The organism is Salinisphaera sp. SWV1 (genome assembly GCF_052044155.1).
Lineage (GTDB): Bacteria > Pseudomonadota > Gammaproteobacteria > Nevskiales > Salinisphaeraceae > Salinisphaera.
In genome coordinates, this window is sequence record NZ_JBQDYE010000031.1 from 1 (window position 1) to 15,958 (window position 15,958).

At 66.0% G+C, this 15,958-nt stretch carries 12 protein-coding genes; 5 read left to right on the forward strand and 7 right to left on the reverse strand.

Going from position 1 to position 15,958, the window contains the following annotated elements; translation table 11 throughout:
- A partial coding sequence (locus ACS8YF_RS14345) for an IS1380 family transposase (RefSeq protein ID WP_440850830.1) occupies positions 1-887 on the reverse strand: 887 nt, incomplete at its 3' end.
- A gap of 512 nt (positions 888-1,399) precedes the next feature.
- On the opposite strand from ACS8YF_RS14345, the gene ACS8YF_RS14350 reads away from it, so the two are divergent.
- Positions 1,400-4,033 carry a bifunctional diguanylate cyclase/phosphodiesterase gene (locus ACS8YF_RS14350; RefSeq protein ID WP_440850831.1) on the forward strand — a complete coding sequence of 878 codons (2,634 nt, stop codon included), beginning with the start codon at positions 1,400-1,402 and terminating at the stop codon, positions 4,031-4,033.
- Positions 4,034-4,353: 320 nt separating this feature from the next.
- Here the strand turns inward: ACS8YF_RS14350 and ACS8YF_RS14355 are convergent, their stop codons facing one another.
- Positions 4,354-4,671 (reverse strand): DUF190 domain-containing protein, encoded by a 318-nt coding sequence (locus ACS8YF_RS14355; RefSeq protein WP_440850832.1) that lies wholly within the window; start codon positions 4,669-4,671, stop codon positions 4,354-4,356.
- A complete protein-coding gene (gene crcB, locus ACS8YF_RS14360; RefSeq protein ID WP_440850874.1) occupies positions 4,668-5,066 on the reverse strand; it encodes a fluoride efflux transporter CrcB in 399 nt (132 codons plus the stop codon). The genes ACS8YF_RS14355 and crcB overlap by 4 nt, the downstream gene beginning before the upstream one ends.
- Before the next feature lie 772 nt (positions 5,067-5,838).
- Between crcB and ACS8YF_RS14365 the strand changes: the two genes are divergently transcribed.
- Both ACS8YF_RS14365 and ACS8YF_RS14370 read left to right on the forward strand, forming a co-directional pair.
- On the forward strand, positions 5,839-6,531 hold the full coding sequence (locus ACS8YF_RS14365; RefSeq protein WP_440850833.1) for a PRC-barrel domain-containing protein: 693 nt from the start codon (positions 5,839-5,841) through the stop codon (positions 6,529-6,531).
- Between the two features lie 154 nt (positions 6,532-6,685).
- Positions 6,686-7,444, forward strand: a complete 759-nt coding sequence (locus ACS8YF_RS14370) for a DsbA family protein (protein ID WP_440850834.1) — start codon at positions 6,686-6,688, stop codon at positions 7,442-7,444.
- Between the two features lie 19 nt (positions 7,445-7,463).
- Here the strand turns inward: ACS8YF_RS14370 and ACS8YF_RS14375 are convergent, their stop codons facing one another.
- The gene (locus ACS8YF_RS14375) at positions 7,464-8,999 is read right to left on the reverse strand and encodes a DUF3482 domain-containing protein (protein WP_440850835.1); all 1,536 of its coding nucleotides are present in this window, start codon (positions 8,997-8,999) and stop codon (positions 7,464-7,466) included.
- Positions 8,983-10,395, reverse strand: a complete 1,413-nt coding sequence (locus ACS8YF_RS14380; RefSeq protein WP_440850836.1) for a DUF2868 domain-containing protein — start codon at positions 10,393-10,395, stop codon at positions 8,983-8,985. Before ACS8YF_RS14380 ends, ACS8YF_RS14375 begins: the two co-directional genes overlap by 17 nt.
- Before the next feature lie 113 nt (positions 10,396-10,508).
- On the opposite strand from ACS8YF_RS14380, the gene moaA reads away from it, so the two are divergent.
- The gene (gene moaA / locus ACS8YF_RS14385; RefSeq protein ID WP_440850837.1) at positions 10,509-11,543 is read left to right on the forward strand and encodes a GTP 3',8-cyclase MoaA; all 1,035 of its coding nucleotides are present in this window, start codon (positions 10,509-10,511) and stop codon (positions 11,541-11,543) included.
- On the opposite strand, the gene tsaA is transcribed toward moaA, so the two are convergent.
- A complete protein-coding gene (tsaA, locus tag ACS8YF_RS14390) occupies positions 11,528-12,301 on the reverse strand; it encodes a tRNA (N6-threonylcarbamoyladenosine(37)-N6)-methyltransferase TrmO (RefSeq protein WP_440850838.1) in 774 nt (257 codons plus the stop codon). The two genes, moaA and tsaA, sit on opposite strands and share 16 nt — an antisense overlap.
- Before the next feature lie 107 nt (positions 12,302-12,408).
- On the opposite strand from tsaA, the gene ybaK reads away from it, so the two are divergent.
- Positions 12,409-12,876 carry a Cys-tRNA(Pro) deacylase gene (gene ybaK / locus ACS8YF_RS14395; protein WP_440850839.1) on the forward strand — a complete coding sequence of 156 codons (468 nt, stop codon included), beginning with the start codon at positions 12,409-12,411 and terminating at the stop codon, positions 12,874-12,876.
- Here the strand turns inward: ybaK and ACS8YF_RS14400 are convergent.
- Positions 12,866-15,898, reverse strand: a complete 3,033-nt coding sequence (locus tag ACS8YF_RS14400; RefSeq protein ID WP_440850840.1) for an efflux RND transporter permease subunit — start codon at positions 15,896-15,898, stop codon at positions 12,866-12,868. The genes ybaK and ACS8YF_RS14400 overlap by 11 nt on opposite strands.
- Positions 15,899-15,958: the final 60 nt, after the last annotated feature.

Sequence of the window (15,958 nt, forward strand, 5' to 3'; positions counted from 1 at the left end):
TCGGGCCCGGCGATACCCAGTCGCTCGGCTTCGCGGCAACGACGCGCGTGCTGGCGTTGTGTGCGCTCCAGGATCGGCGCCGCCCGGCGGTTGAGCTTGGCATTGCCGCCCAGACCGAACAGGAAATCGGTCAACGGATCGTCGACGGTCAGCGCCATGAGTTCCGGATTGGCGAAATGACTGTCGCCGCGCAACAGGATATGCGTGTCCGGCCAGGCCTGGCGCAGGCGCCTCAGCACCCGGCCGATGATCATGGCGTTCTCGGCCCCGGTCGGGCGCTTGCCCGGGCGCAAGGCCGCGGTGATGAATCGACCGGACAACCCCTCGAACAACAGCAACGGCAGATAGCAATAACCCCCGTAGTGGTGGTTATAGAAACGAAAGGCCTGCTGGCCATGGGTGGCATCGTCGGTGTGGTCCATATCCAGCACGATGGCGTCCGGCGGCTCGGCGTAGCCGGCGATGAACTGATCCACGAACGCCGCGGCCATACGGTAGATGTCCTGGGCCGAGACCGTATTCTCCAGTCGGGAGAACGTCGCGCCACTGGCCAGCACGCTGTCCGCGTCCAACGGCACACGCCCCACTCCCATCTGGAACATCGGATCCAGGCGCAAGGTGTCGGCGTCGTTGCCGTCCTCGTAAGCACTGGCGACTTGATAGATGCGCTGCGCCAGCAGATCGGCGACTTCATGACGGATATACGATGAATGCCGCCGATCGCTAATGGCCGCGGCCAGCCGCTCGGTCAACCCGATCTGCTCATCGACCGAGCGCAGCAGGAGCGGCCCCACGTCCGAGGACAGGGCCCCACCGTCGAAATCGCCGCGGACGGTCAGGCCATCGATGGGGTTAAATCGGAGCGGCGGTACGTTAGAATCGGACACAGGCGAACCTCGTGGTGCTTTGTTCGAAGCTCTTGTGATTATCCTCCCATTATATCAATGGGTTGCGCGAGGTTCGCCTCCTTTCCTGCAAAATCCGGGTTAACACCAACCGTGATAAATACGGATCGACGCGAGCCCAGTCACGATGGGTTATGGACTGAATCCGATTCCTCCTCGCGGAGGTGGCGGTACAGAGTCGCTCGAGATACACCAAACGAATGGGCCATATCCGTTGGAGCGGATCCCTAATCGATAAGCTTACGAGCTGATTCGAGCTTGGCATCCGTCGTTCGAGGACAGCGTGTCCCGACATACCGCCCCTCGATGTCATAAGAGCCCAGCCTCATCGCGCTCATGGACAGGCGGTCGTAAAGTCACACTTTCATGCCAGCCAAATTACACTCGCCCGTCTTAATCTCCCGATACACTGCATTCGATCTGAACGATCCAACACGCATCACAGTCGACACCATCCGACATGTTCAACTTCTTGCGCCTGAAAGGAAACCAGCATGGCCTCTTTTGTACTCAGCCCGGCGCAGGTGCCGATGTTCGAAAGCCTGTGTCGATCCACGGTCGGGGCGGCGCTGCAGTTACCGGGCATCCTTGATGCGGGGATTGCGCTGTACGACGGCACGCAAGACACGCTCCGGTTGGAATATATGGAGCGTCGGGAGGGTCAGCCTTCGCCCTTTGCCGAGTTGACGCTCGATGAGGGCAGTGTGACCGTTCAGGCGCTCCAGACGGGTCGAACCGTTTGGGTCCGGGAGTTCGCCGAGCACGCCCCGCAGAGTCCTGTGATCTGGGTCGGCGGCGTTGACAGCGTCATTGCCGCGCCGCTGACCGTGGCAGACCAGACCATCGGGGCCGTGGTGGTGACCGCGGCCGCGCGCGAGGTACTGACGGCAGTGCATCTCGGTGCCATCGAGGCACTGGCCGCGGGACTGGGTTTCCAGCTGGCCCATTGGATCCTGCAGGCCCGGTATGCCCATCTTCAGAAGCTGTATGCGGCCCTGCGCGCCAGCAATCGGCTGTTGATTGGCCCCGTTCGTACCCGCGACGAACTCTATGACGAGGCCTGTCGGATCTGTGTCCGGCACGCGGGCTTCGCGCTGGCCTGGATCGCACGGCCCGACGAGGCCGGCTGGTTTCGGACGCTGGCCGTGGCCGGATCCGTGCAGGACTTGAGCGAGCGCATTCAGGTGTCGAGCGATGCCTGGCGCCCCGAGGGCCAGGGCAGTATGGGCCAGGCTTGGCGAACCGGGCAGGCGGCGTATCGGCAGACGCCCCGCGCCGAGCACCATTACCGGCCCTGGCATGCCGCGCTCGAAGACCTCGGGCTGCACGGATTCGCGGCGGTGCCGCTGAAACGGAACGGGCGGGTCGATGCCGTGCTGGCGGTCGGCGCGTATGAGGCCGACTACTTCGGTGATGAAGAGCGCCTGCTGTTCGAGGAAATCGGTATCGATCTGTCCGAGGCCTTGAGCCTGCTCGATGAGCGCATCCGCACCCAGCTCGCGGCGACGGCGGTGCAGCACGCGCCGACCGGCATCATGGTCGCCGAGCCGGACACGCAGCGTGTCCGGTATAGCAACACGGCCATGACGACCCTGACCGGCCAGTCACAGCATGCGCTGCGGGACCGGGCTGGGCTGTTTTTCATGCCCGGGGATCCGATGGGCCGAAGCCTGCCGGGCTTCGCGGCCCGCATCGGCGCAGGCCGGCGCTGGCAGGGGCCGGTCTGGGGCCGGCGTGCCGAGCACATCTGGGAGGCGAGCGTCGAGGTCCGAACCATCACCGGTCCGGACCGGACCCCGCGCTTGCTGGCGCTGTTCGGCCCGCCGCCCGATGCGGCGGGGGCGAGCCTGCGCGATCCGTTGACAGGCCTGCCGAACGCGGACGGCTTTCACCAGGCACTCGAGCGCAGAGTGAGTGAAACCCCCGAGCGCGGCCTGGTCGTGATCCGGATCAACGTTCGGGACCTGACGTCCATCAACAGCGGCTACGGCCGGGCGGGCGGCGACCAGATTCTGGTGGATCTGGCGGGCCGACTGCGGCACGCCCTGCCGATGAGTACGCTCGTCGCGCGTCTTGAGGGCGACAACTTCGCCCTCCTGACGCGCGCCCTGCGCCGCGATGCGGTGGCCCGGGTGGCACAGCGCCTGTTGCGCCAGGTCGATGCGAGTATCATCCGGCCATTCGAGATCGACGGACATGCGCTACCCGTAAGGCTGACCACCGGCGTGGCCTTCCACCCCGGCGACGCGCCGACCGCCGGGGGGCTGCTGGCCGAGGCCGAAATGGTGCTCGGGCAGACCCGCTATCAGGACCGACGCGCCCCGATAGAATCGACGGGGCAACCGGATGCGATCCGGGCCCGGCTGGCCACCGCGGCGCGCCTGCAACACGCATTTCATGAGGGCCACGGGATTCACCCGTGGTATCAACCCAAGATCTGTCTGCACGACGGCACGTTGACGGGGGCCGAGGCCTTGGTCCGCTGGCAGGACGACGCCCGGGGTCTGGTCTCGCCCGGCGAATTTCTGCCGCTGACGGAGGCCCTGGGGCTGACCGGCCAGCTGGATCGGACCATGCTCGATGCGGTGCTGCGTGACCTCGCCCGCTGGCAAACAGCCGCCGGCGGCCTCGTGCCGATTGCCATCAATCTGTCTGCCGGACAGCTCACCGATGAGGACCTGACCCGGCGGCTCCTGGAAGCACTGCAGGCTCATGGACTGCCGGCCTCGCTGCTGCATGTGGAGATCACCGAGCATGACGTGATCACGGACGTGGCCGCGGCCCGAACCGTGTTGCAGCAGTTGGATGCGGCCGGGATCGAGGTCAGCCTGGACGATTTCGGCACCGGCTATTCCTCGCTGTCGATCCTTCGGGACCTGCCGCTGACCCGGCTGAAACTCGACAAGAGTTTCATTGACCGACTGCCCGACGATGCGCGCTCGCTCAAAGTGGCCCAGATGGCGATCGAGCTGGCCCATGCGCTCGAGATGGAGGTAATCGCTGAAGGTATCGAGTCACAGGAGCAGGCGGATGTCCTGCGCGATCTCGATTGCGACTATGCGCAAGGGTTTTTCTTCGCCCGGCCGATGCCGGCGTCGGAATTCGAAGATCAGTGGCTCCGCGGGTGACGCGCCGAACGGGTCACCCCAAGGTCATCTGCTGACGATGGTGGGCATCCGACGTCTTCAACCGACCACGGATCGCCATCTGACGCATGGGGTCTTACCGTACGGTTTATTCTGTTTCGTGAGTTGACCCCCTGTAGCACCGTCATGGCCGGGCGTACCGCAATCATGCGGAACCCTAACAGCTTAATATAACCATGGGCGCCCGGCGGCGTTGCAAGTCTGGGTCGTGGCACGCCACGACGCGGCGACTCGCGCCTTGCCGGACACGATTTGCGGTCTCCAACGCGGCACGTGTACGAAACGGCAACAGGCCCTAATAATCAGTTCGAGCCGAACTGCCAGTAGTCGATCTGGCGGCGCATGCAGAACACCGGCAATTCAGCCTCTTCCACCGCCCGGATCAGTTTGTCCGTCTCGCCGCCGTCGAGCACGAACATCAACTCCTGAGGCTCGTCGGTGGCCTCGAAGAAATGCGCGGAATGCATATGCCCGTTCGCGCCAACACCCTCGATATCGTCGCGCCGGGTCATGCGCGTGATGCCCTGCGAGCGCGCCAGGCTCGCAATCGAATCGAGCACCGGCGCGCCGTTGTGCCGACGCGAGCGCGGGGCGATGAAGATCAGTTCGAATCCTTTCATGACGTCGCTCCGGTGAGATGACGCAGGCCGGCGAACGTCGCCATGCCCAGCCCGGTCATGAGCAAAGAGCCGACCACGTGGACCGCGATTCCGGCGAAAGCCCACAACAGCCGCCCGTCCTGGATCTGGGTGAACATTTCCGCGGAAAACGTGGAAAAGGTCGTCAGCGCGCCCAGAAAGCCGGTGACAATCATCAGCCGCCAGAACGATGACAACTCGGGAATCGCGGTGAAGGTCGCGATCGCCAGGCCAATCAGAAACGCACCCAGCAGATTGGCCACCAGCGTGCCCGGGGGCAGCGTGGGCAGATAGCTGTTGAGGCCGAGCCCGATGGCCCAGCGCAGGTTCGCGCCGATCGCCGCGCCCAGGGCGATGGCAAGCATGGAGTGAATCAACGGCATGGATTTGTCTTCGGCGTACTCGGCTCCGCTTTCCGATTCCTGAGTCTGACCCTGCGGATGCGGTGCCTGCGGGTCGTAGGTCGTCTCGCTGTACGAATCGTTGTTCGTATCGGTCACGCGGCAGACTTGTTCGGTGTGTGCATGCCATATTCTCGCCCGCCCAGGCCGACGATGCCAACGTACCGCCGGGCACGGACGCACGCCACCCGGCCTCCGGCATCAGACACGGCGCCCGGAACAGCCGGCCCGCGTACCCGCGCTCACCCATAGCCAGAGCACCGCCAGCAGCCCGACGAAAAAACGCCCGGCACGGCATACAACGCCAGCCCGGTTTAGGCTCCCGGAGCCAGCGTGAGCAGCCCCAGCGCGTATCGAAACCGATGATCGGGGCGACTGGCCCCGGGTGGTGCGTGAAGGCCGGGTCGGGCACGCGCATCGTATTCGAGCAGTGCCTGGAATTGGCCAGACTGACCCGCCCCGGCGCGGCGCTGGTGGTGGACGACAGCGGGGCCCGGGGTGCGGGCCGTGGCCGCGGGCGCCGACCTGGCGTGCGTCAGCGCCACTGGCGTCTACTTCGTTGCGCCGGGCGATCAGGTTTTCGTTCGGCAGCTTTGGTCGATACAACGTGCCGATGCCAGGCCCACGCCCCTGATCGCGCGTCTGATCGAGGCCCTGAGCGACTGATTCGGGTCAGCTGCTGTTCAAGCGCATCCATTAGGGTCGACCACGTTTCAACGAACAGCCTCGAAAAAAGAGAGGGACAAGCATGACCATTAAAACCACCGCCATCACGGGCCTGACCGCGCTCACACTGGCCGCGGGCACGGGCGTGGCCCTGGCCGACAGCAACGCCTCGAATACGGACAGCCAGGGCATGGCCTCTGCTCAGGCCCAGGGCATGTATTCCGCCAATCGCCTGCTCGATGCGCCGGTCTATGCCAAGGGCAACGACAAGGACGCCATCGGCGAAGTCGATGACGTGCTGCTCGGCAACAGCATGCAGATCCAGGACTTCGTGATCGAAACCAAGGGCAAGTTCGGCGTGCTCGGCGGCAAGAGCTATGTCGTCGCACCCAGCCAGCTGACGGTGCGGACCCAAACCACCGGCAAGGCAACCAAGCCCGACTACCGCGTCGAACTCAATATCACGCGTAACGGCTTGGGCAATGAGCCGGTTTACAGCGATTCCTGGTGGACCAACGCCCAGAACCAGGCCGGACAGGCCTGGCAGGCAACCAAGAACGCGACCTCGAGCGCCTGGACCCAGGTGGAGAACACCACCTCCAACATCGTCAACGGCGGCAAGAACGAGGCCAACAAGGCGGCCAACGCCACCAGCAACGCCGCGGACAAGGCCGGCGACAAGATGTCGAATGCGGCTGACAAGGCTGGCAACAAGGCCTCGAACGCAGCCGACGATACCTCCGACAAGGTCAATAACGCGACCAACAACAACTGATCAACAACCCAAAGCACGTCACGGACGTTCGCCGTCCGCACCAAAGGGGCCGTTCACGGCCCCTTTTTCGTGCTCGGCGCGACGTAACTGACCCCCGACTGCACCTCAGGCTAGAATAACGCCGACCCGGTAACCCAAGTCGAAGGAGCGGCGGATGAGTCCGCAGAACAACAACAACAACCAGAGCAGTCTGTTCGGTGCTCTGTTTTTCCCGGTACTCGCGGTGGGCGTGCTGATCATCGTCGCGATCCTGGTGATGAGTTATATCGGCCACAAGCGGACGGCCCCCGCGCCGAACGGCAACATCCGCCAGCTCAGCGCATCCACCATGAATACGCTGCGCCAAAAATACGACAAGCTGGGCGAATCCATCGGCAATCCGAACGCGCCGGTCACGATCCGCGAGTTCGGCGACTACCAGTGCCCGGCGTGCGGCGCCTTCGAGCCCACGGCAGAGCGTGTCCGCAAGAAATACGTCGATCCGGGCAAGGTCCGCTTCATCTTCTTCGACTTCCCGCTGGCCATGCATCAACACGCCCAGGCGGCGGCGATCGCGGCCCGCTGTGCCGCGCGGCAGGACAAGTTCTGGCCGTATCACGACCGGCTGTATCACACCCAGTCGAAGTGGGCCGAGCAATCCGACCCAAGCTCGATGTTTCTGGATCTGGGGCTGGAGGTCGGGCTCGATAACGACAAGCTCAAGGCCTGCATCAAGAACAAGACGCCGCTGCCCACGATTAACAAGGAGCACGACGCCGGCAAGTTGGTCAAGTTGCGGGCAACGCCGACCGTGTTGGTCGGCAACACCGAGTTCATCGGCGGACCCAGCTACGACAAGCTCAAGCAAGCGATCGACGATGCACTGTCGGCGGCAGGCGCCAACGGCGGCTCGCAGGGTAGCGCCGGGCAGTAGCCCGGCAGTGCCACCGGGCCTATGGCTCGGGTCGGGCCTCGATCTCGGCCAGCGTGGCTTCGATCACGGCGCGGGCCTCGGCATCGCGTTCTTCGCTGTCGCGGCCCTTGGCGACGGCGCGAAACCAGTGCTCCAGGCGTTTGTGGCGAGCCGAATCGAGCCGGTGCACGATGGCGCCGGCCTTGCGGCGGGCGCCGTCGGCCGCGCCCGCTGCCAGTTCACCGACATCGCGCGCGGCATGGGTCCGTTCGATGATGGCCCGATACCGGATCAGCACCGAATCCAGCAGAATCCACGCAAAGTTGGGGTTCCTGGGCGGCCCGAGCGTAATCCGGCGGCCGCCGCCCACCAGTGCGCCCGGCCGGCCCAGCGAGACCTTGAGCGTGGGCAGCGCATCGCCCTTGAAATAAGCCAGCGCACCGCCCACACCGCCGCCAATCAGCGTGCCCAGCCCGAGTGTATGACCGAGCGTGCCCGCGTCCACGGAAACGCCAGCGCCGGCGCCCACCGCCGCGCCGGCAAAGGTAAGCTGGCGCCGGGTCAGCCCGAAACGGCGCCAGGTCTCATCGTGCGCCAGATCCAGCCCCTCGCCGACCGGCGCCGCGGCGGTGGCCGCCCGCGTATGCCGATGGCGGTACAAATCCAGCAACGCGTTCGCGGTATCGCGCTCCAACTCGGCGATACGAGCGTAGTAGCGCCGTCCCGCCTCGGCGATGGCCGCGCGCCGGGCTGCCTCGGGCAACTCGCCATCGGCGTAATCGGCCTGCTCTCGCAGCGTGAGCGCTGCGCGTAGAAACGCCTGGATACGTTCTGCCGCCTCTTCGCGTCGTTGTTGCCACTCGGCATCGAGCAGCGCGATGGTCGTATCCAGATGATCGTGATCGCGCTCATCGATGCGATTGAGCGCCGCCAGCAGTTCGCGGCGGGCGGTATAACGCGCGGCGAACGCATCGAAGGTGCGCACCAGATTGAACGACTTGCCGAGCTCGGTCCGCCAGGCCTCGGCATGACGCCCGGGCCGGTCCGCGGTCTCGCGATGATGCGGGTTGAGCGCCGCCAGCCGCGGCCCGGCCGACAGGCGCAGGATCTCGATCTCGGCGATGAAGGCATCGTGCAGCCGCACGTCCGGGTCCACGACATAGAGCACGCCGGCGCCCTCGATCAGCGGCGCCAGCAATCGGCATTCGTCGACGAATTCATTCGAGTCGCGATAACGATCGACGAAGGCGGCCAGCGTTTCCGGCCCCGGACCACGCGCCGGGTCGGCCGCCAGCGCCCGGATCGCGCGCAGCGCCTCGATCGGCTGCTGGAACCCCGGCGTGTCGATGAAACGCAGCCGCTCGTCGCCGTCCAGCACCAGCGACAGGCGTTGGCAGCGCGTGGTCTCGCCCGGCTCGGCCGAAATCCGGATGATGGCGTCGTCGTCTTCTTCCAGCAGGGTGGCCAGCACGGCCGATTTGCCCATGTTGACCTTGCCGACCACGGCGAAGGTCGGCACCCCGGGCGATACCCAGACGGACGCTGTTTCGCGATCCGGATTACGCGGCAGGATCATAGGCCGTGATTTCGGTGGCGGGGTCGCGCAGGCCGTCGACGAACGCGGTCCAGCGGGCCATATGCTCGGCCTCGGGCGCGCCGGGCGTGCCGTTGTCGTCGGCCACGATTACCCAGGTGATGGGCGTGGCGCGACCGACGGCGGCGCGCACGCGCGCCTGCAGGCGTTCGGCCGAGCGCGGCGACAACGCCCAGTCGGGCGCCACCAGAACGACATGGCCGGGCGCGTGGGCCAAAGCGCGGTCGGCGGCCTCTTCAGCATCGGCATCGAGTACGCTCACGCGCTGCGTGGCTTGCGGGTTCAGCCGCAGGCGGCGCAGAAGAAACCCGCGAATCGCCCCGCCATCGATATCGTGGCCACCGACATCGAGCACGAGCGCGCCGTCGGCGCTCGATTCGGCCACCGCGCCGCGTGTGACCCCGGCCAGCGCGCGCCACAGCGCACGGTGGCGCGGGGCCTGAAAATCGAGCCGCGCCAGAGCCCACCGTTCGCGCGCGGCAAACAGTGCGATCAGCAACAGGCGCGGCAATGCGCCCCAGACCAGTACCGTCATCACCAGAAAGCGCCACCAGGCGCCCGCCACGGCACCGCCCGGCGGTTGCCGGCCGGCCGTGCCGGACAAGCGGCTCGCGCGCACGTCGCTGTCGCCGGGCACCGCCGCGGGCCAGATCCCGGCCCAGGGCGCGGCCAGCGTGCTCACCGCGCTGTCCATCAGACCGGTGTTGTCCGGCGTGGCTTCCCAGTAAAAGCGCACGTCGAAGATCATCAGACTGACCAGAAACGCGAACACCACGCCCAGCGACAACCCGAGCCCGCCCCATTGCATCAGGCGCGCGGCGCGCGCGGTAGCCGCCTGGCGCGCGGCACGCGAATCCGAGAATGCCTGGCCCCAGCGGGCCAGATTGCGATCGCCGGCCATACGGGCCGCCGCCGGACGCAACAGCATGCGGAGCAACCACGGCGCGCCGGTATTGCCAGCGATCAGCCGTGCCAGCGAGAGCAGCACGAAGCCGGTCCACGGCACCGCCACGGTCAGGCCAAGGAAGATCACCACATGCAGGCGCTGGCCATTGCCGAGACACAACCCCCAGGCCAGCATGGCACCGGCCAGCGCGAATCCGCCCAATAGCAGCCAGCCCAGTACGTCGATCAGGCGCGCCCAGGCCAGGCTTGGCCAAATGCGGCCCGGCGCCCGCTCACGACAATGAGTCAGCCATAGCCGGAGACCCAAGGCGCGACGTCGATCGTCCGGCAGCCCGGCCAGCTGCGGGCGGATATCGCGCGCGAAGATCAGTCGCTCACGCTCATCCACCCGCTCGCCGTTGGCCAGCAGAGCCTCGAAGTCGAGCAGATCGGCAAGTTGCCAGCGCGCGCCTGACGATCGGAAAGGGTTCATGCCCTCATTCTAGGGCCTATGGCGATGAAACGAAGCTATCGATAACCGTTCCGGCACAGAAAACCACCATCGGTAGGCCATCAAGACGGACGCGCGATGTTATTCTCGGCGTCATGTCGACGCCCACCACCGACACGCTCAACCGGCCGCTGCGCGATCTGCGTATTTCGCTGACCGATCGCTGCAACTTCCGCTGCACCTACTGCATGCCGCGCGAGCAGTTCGGCGCCGAGCATCTGTTTCTGCCCAAGCGCGAACTGCTGGATTTCGACGAAATCGAACGGCTTGCCCGTATCGCCGCCGGGCTCGGCGTGACCAAACTGCGCCTGACCGGCGGCGAACCGTTGCTGCGCCGCGATCTCGATGTGCTCGTCGCCCGCCTGGCCGCGATCGACGGCATCGACGACATCTGCCTGACCACCAATGGTTCGCTGCTCACCGCCGAGCGCGCCCTGGCGCTGAAGGCCGCTGGCCTGAACCGCGTCACACTCAGCCTCGACGCGATCGACGACGAACGCTTCAAGGCGATCAACGATATGGGCTTTCCGGCCTCGAAAGTGCGCGCGGCCGTGGACAACGCCGTCGCCGCCGGACTCACGCCGGTCAAGGTGAATTGCGTGATCCAGCGCGGTGTCAACGAGGATCAAATCCTGCCGCTGGCCGAAGCCTTCCGGCACAGCGGCGTGGTGCTGCGCTTCATCGAATACATGGACGTGGGCACCTCCAACGGCTGGCGCATGGACGACGTGGTGCCCGCCCGCGAGATCCTCGAGACCATCCGCAGCAGGTACGCGCTCACGCGTCAGCCGGCCCGCCAGCCGGGCGAAACAGCCAACCGCTGGCGCTACGACGATGGCGCCGGCGAGATCGGCCTCATCGCGTCGGTCTCCATGCCATTCTGCGGCGGCTGCAGCCGCGCGCGTCTGTCCGCCATCGGCGAACTCTATACCTGCCTGTTCGGCGTGCACGGCCACGATCTGCGCACCCCGCTGCGCGCCGGCGCCAGCGACGCCGAGATCGCCGCCCGACTGGCCGGCATCTGGCACGCCCGTGACGATCGTTATTCCGAACAGCGTGGCGAGGAAACCGCCCGGCGGCGCGACGGCGATGCCGATGACCGGGTCGAGATGTCCTACATCGGCGGCTGAGCCGTAGGCACGATCCCGAGCACGCGGGCCACGCCCGACGCCTCGACCACGAAACGCACGTCGACATCGCGCAACGCCACACCATAGACGCGATCGGCCTCGCCGCGCCGGTACGCCGGGCGCGGGTCCTGGGCCAGCACCTGTTCGATCAGCGCCCGGAGCGGGCCGGCATCCACCCGCGCGGCCACGCGCCGTTCGGCCGCGGCATCCCATTGCACAGCGAGCGACGGCGGCGCGGTTGGCGCGAGATCGGCGCGCGCATCGACCCGCGCATCCGCCCAGGGCAGATAGGGCTTGATATCCACGACCGGCGTGCCGGCCACCAGGTCGTGCCCGCCAATCAGCAAGTGAACCCGCGCCGGCCGCATTCCAGTCATGCCGGGCAACGCCCACGGTGCCGGCGACGCACGCGATGCGATAGCCACATCGAGCAGGCGCACCACGGAAAGCCCCAGCCGGTTGGGCCGGTGCGTGCTGCGGGTGGCGAACACGCCGACCCGGGCGTTGCCGCCCAGCCGCGGCGGCCGTACGCGGGGGCGCCAGCTTGTCGGGCTGCGATCGAACACGAAACTCAGCCACAGATGACTGTAAGCCGCGATGCCCTCGATGGCGAGCGGATCGTCGTAGGGCGCGACCAGGCTCACCACGCCCCGCGCCGCCGCGACCAGGCCGGGCTGGCGGGGTACGCCGAACTTGTCGGGGTAGTCGCTGGCGACTACCCCGACAGGCGTCAACGACAGCGGCGAACTTTCGTGCATACGGACATCGGGGCCATCGGGTGGGTGCGGGCAGTCTACCGGCCTCGCGAACACGGGCCGGCGACGCTACCATCACGCATCGCCGTTACCAATGGAGCCCGCCGCCCATGACTCCCGCCATCAAGATTCTGGAGGCTGCCGGCATCGCGCACGAAGTCCGGCGCTACGACGCCGGCGAAGCCGCGGGCGATTACGGCATCGAGGCCTGCCGCCAACTGGGACTGTCGCCGGACAAAGTCTTCAAGACACTGGTCGCCGAAACCGACACGCATGCGTTCGTCGTCGCGATCGTACCCGTCTCCGGCCGGCTGGACCCGAAGAAACTCGCGAGCGCCGTGAATACGAAAAAGACCGCCATGGCCGAGCCGGCAACGGTCGAGAAAATGACCGGCTATGTGCTGGGCGGGGTCAGCCCGCTCGGGCAGAAGAAACGGCTGGCCACCGTGATCGACAACTCGGCACTGCCATTGGAACAGATGCATGTCAGCGGCGGTCGGCGCGGGCTGGAAATCAGTCTTGGCCCGGGCGATCTGGCGGCACTCACTGACGGGCAATTCGCCGATATCACGGACTAGCCGTCTCATGCCGTGCCGCCAGCAACATGTAGAAGGCCGGCACCACGAACAGGGTAAACAGCGTGCCGATGGCCAGGCCGGTGGATATCACCAGCCCCATGTTGAATCGGCCGGCAGCCCCCGCGCCCGTGGCGATCACCAGCGGCACCACGCCCAGCACCATGGCGGCGGTGGTCATCAGGATCGGCCGCAGACGCACACCGGCGGCCTGCTCGATGGCTTCGCGCTTGGACAGGCCGGCGCGCTGCAGATCGTTGGCGAACTGGACGATCAGGATGCCGTGCTTGCTGATCAGTCCCATCAACGTCACCAGGCCGACCTCGGTATAGATGTTGAGGCTGGTGAACAGATTGACGAAGATCAGGGCGCCGAACAGGGCCAGCGGCACCGAAACCAGGATCACCGCCGGATCGCGCAGGCTGTTGAACTGGGCCGCCAGCACCAGGAACACGATGATGGTGGCCAAAAGGAGTGTATTGACGAAACCGCCGGATTCCTGTTCGAACTGCCGTGATGCGCCCGAATAATCGACATGGTAATCGCCGCCGGGCGCGACGTCGTGGACCGCGGTACGCAGAAAGGCCAGCGCGGCCCCCTGCGACATGCCCGATACGCCGGAGATGGTCGCCGAGTTGAGTTGCTGGAACCGGTTGAGCGACTGCGGCACCACCGCCGGCTTCAGCGTGGCCACGGTTGCTGCCGGGATCAACGCGCCGTCCGGCACGCCAAGATAGTAATCCAGCACCTGATCGGGATTCAGCCGATCGGCCTGCCGCACCTGCGGAATCACCTTGTAAGATCGCCCGGCGATCGAGAAGTAGTTGACATAGCCGCCGCCGAGCGCGGCCGACAGCGAGGCACCGACGTCCTTCTGGGTCAAGCCGAGGGCGGTGATCAGATCGCGGTCGAACACGATCGTGCTCTGCGGCTTGTCCAGCTTGAGGTTGGAATCGATGTAATAGAACTTGCCGCTGGCCTGAGCCTTGTTCTTGACCGCCTGGGCCACCTCGTAGAGATTCCGGAATGGCTCGGTGGTGGTGATCACCAGCTGGATCGGCAACCCCGAGGCACCGGGCAACGCCGGGAACTGGAAGGCCGCCACCCGCGCGCCGGCGATGTCGTTCCACTTCTGCTGCAGTACCGTCTGCAGGACATGGGCGTTGCGGCTGCGCTGGTCCCAGGGCTTGAACAGCACGCCGCCGATGCCCTGATTGGTCGTCGGCGTGCCGGTCAGCTGGAACATCTGATCGTACTCCGGAAGGCTGCGGGCCTTGTCGAACATCTGGTGGGCGTAGACATCCATCTGTTGCGCGGTCGCGTTGGGCGCGCCCACGATCTGGCCGATCACCACCCCCTGATCCTCTTCCGGCGCCAGTTCCGAGCTCGCCGTCATGCCGAGCGCGATGGTGGCCAGAAACAACAGACCGCCCATGGCCACGATGACGACCCAGGTATCCAGCGCACCGTGCAGCACGCGCTGGTAGCGCTCGCGCACGCGCTCGAACTGGCGATCGATGAAGGCCGGCAAGCGGCCGGGGTTCGCGCTGGCACGAAAGAAACGCGAACACATCATGGGCGACAGCGTCAGCGCGATCACCGCCGATACCGTCACCGCACCCGCCAGGGTAAAGGCAAACTCGGTGAACAGCGCGCCGGTCAGGCCTTTCTGAAAGCCGATCGGGGCATAGACCGCGATCAGCACCACGGTCATTGCCAGAATCGGGCCACCCAGCTCGCGCGCGGCCAGCAGCGCGGCCTGGCGCGGCGTCTTGCCCTCGTCCTTCATGTGGCGATCGACATTCTCGACCACGATGATGGCATCGTCGACCACCAGCCCGATGGCCAGCACCAGCGCCAGCAGCGTGAGCAGATTGATGGAGTAACCCAGCACCAGCATCACGAAGAAGGTGCCGATCATCGACAGCGGCATGGCCACCAGCGGAATGATCACCGCCCGCAGGCTGCCGAGGAAGACAAAGATCACCGCAGTGACGATCAGCAGCGCCTCCACCAGCGTCTTGATCACCTCGTGGATCGAGGTGTTCACGAACGCAGTGGCGTCATACACGATCGCGCCGGTCATGCTGTTGGGCAGCTGGCGCTGCAGGCCCGGAAACGCCTCGCGCACCCGCCGGGCAACGTCCAGAATGTTGGCGTCGGGCGCGACCTTGATACCAATGAACACCGAACTCTTGCCGCCGAAGGCCACGTTGGTGTCGTAGTTCTCGGAGCCCAGCGTGACGTGGGCCACATCCTGCAGGCGTACGATGGCGCCATTGTGCTGCTTGATGGCGAGTTGCCTGAACTGTTCGACCGTGTGCAGGTCGCTGTCGGTGGTCAGGTCCACCGTCACCGCCTGCCCCTTGGTCGAGCCGACCGCGGCCAGATAGTTGTTCGCCGCCAACGCCGAATACACGTCGCTGGCCGTCACCCCGTGGGCGGCCATGCGCGCCGGGTCCAGCCAGGCGCGCAAGGCGAACTGGCGCGCGCCGAGGATTTCGGCGGTCTGTACCCCGGCGATGGAATCCAGCTTGGGCTTGACCACGCGCGCCAGATAATCGGTGATGTTGTTGGTGGGCAACTCATCGCTGTAGAAGCCCATGTACATCGCGTCGATAGTCTCGCCGGTCTGCACCGTCAGCACCGGCTGCTGCGCCGCCGGCGGCAACTTGTTGCGTACCGAATTGACCTGGGTGTTGATCTCGCTGAGCGCGCGATTGGCGTCGTAGTTCAGACGCAGCGTGGCCGTGATAGTGGATACGCCCGACACACTGCTCGACGACAGATAGTCGATGCCCTGGGCCTGGGCGATCGCCTGCTCCAGCGGCTGGGTCACGAAACCGGCCATGGTTTGCGCGTCGGCGCCGTAATAAGCGGTGGTCACCGTGACCGTGGCATTTTCCGTTTTCGGATACTGACGCACCGTGAGACCGGTGACCGCCCGCAAACCGAGCACCAGGATCAGCGTACTGACCACAATCGCCAGCACCGGCCGATTGACGAAAAGATCGGTGAACTTCATGGCGCCGCCTGCACCGGGGACGGGTTCGTGCGACGGTCGCGCAGGCGGTCGGGCCGCCAG

Bases quoted from the DNA above. Each gene is read 5' to 3' on its own strand.
- ACS8YF_RS14350 (WP_440850831.1), top strand. From the start codon at position 1,400: ATGGCCTCTTTTGTACTCAGCCCGGCGCAGGTGCCGATGTTCGAAAGC.
- ACS8YF_RS14355 (WP_440850832.1), bottom strand. From the start codon at position 4,671: ATGAAAGGATTCGAACTGATCTTCATCGCCCCGCGCTCGCGTCGGCAC.
- ACS8YF_RS14365 (WP_440850833.1), top strand. From the start codon at position 5,839: ATGACCATTAAAACCACCGCCATCACGGGCCTGACCGCGCTCACACTG.
- ACS8YF_RS14370 (WP_440850834.1), top strand. From the start codon at position 6,686: ATGAGTCCGCAGAACAACAACAACAACCAGAGCAGTCTGTTCGGTGCT.
- ACS8YF_RS14375 (WP_440850835.1), bottom strand. From the start codon at position 8,999: ATGATCCTGCCGCGTAATCCGGATCGCGAAACAGCGTCCGTCTGGGTA.
- ACS8YF_RS14380 (WP_440850836.1), bottom strand. From the start codon at position 10,395: ATGAACCCTTTCCGATCGTCAGGCGCGCGCTGGCAACTTGCCGATCTG.
- moaA (WP_440850837.1), top strand. From the start codon at position 10,509: ATGTCGACGCCCACCACCGACACGCTCAACCGGCCGCTGCGCGATCTG.
- tsaA (WP_440850838.1), bottom strand. From the start codon at position 12,301: ATGCACGAAAGTTCGCCGCTGTCGTTGACGCCTGTCGGGGTAGTCGCC.
- ybaK (WP_440850839.1), top strand. From the start codon at position 12,409: ATGACTCCCGCCATCAAGATTCTGGAGGCTGCCGGCATCGCGCACGAA.
- ACS8YF_RS14400 (WP_440850840.1), bottom strand. From the start codon at position 15,898: ATGAAGTTCACCGATCTTTTCGTCAATCGGCCGGTGCTGGCGATTGTG.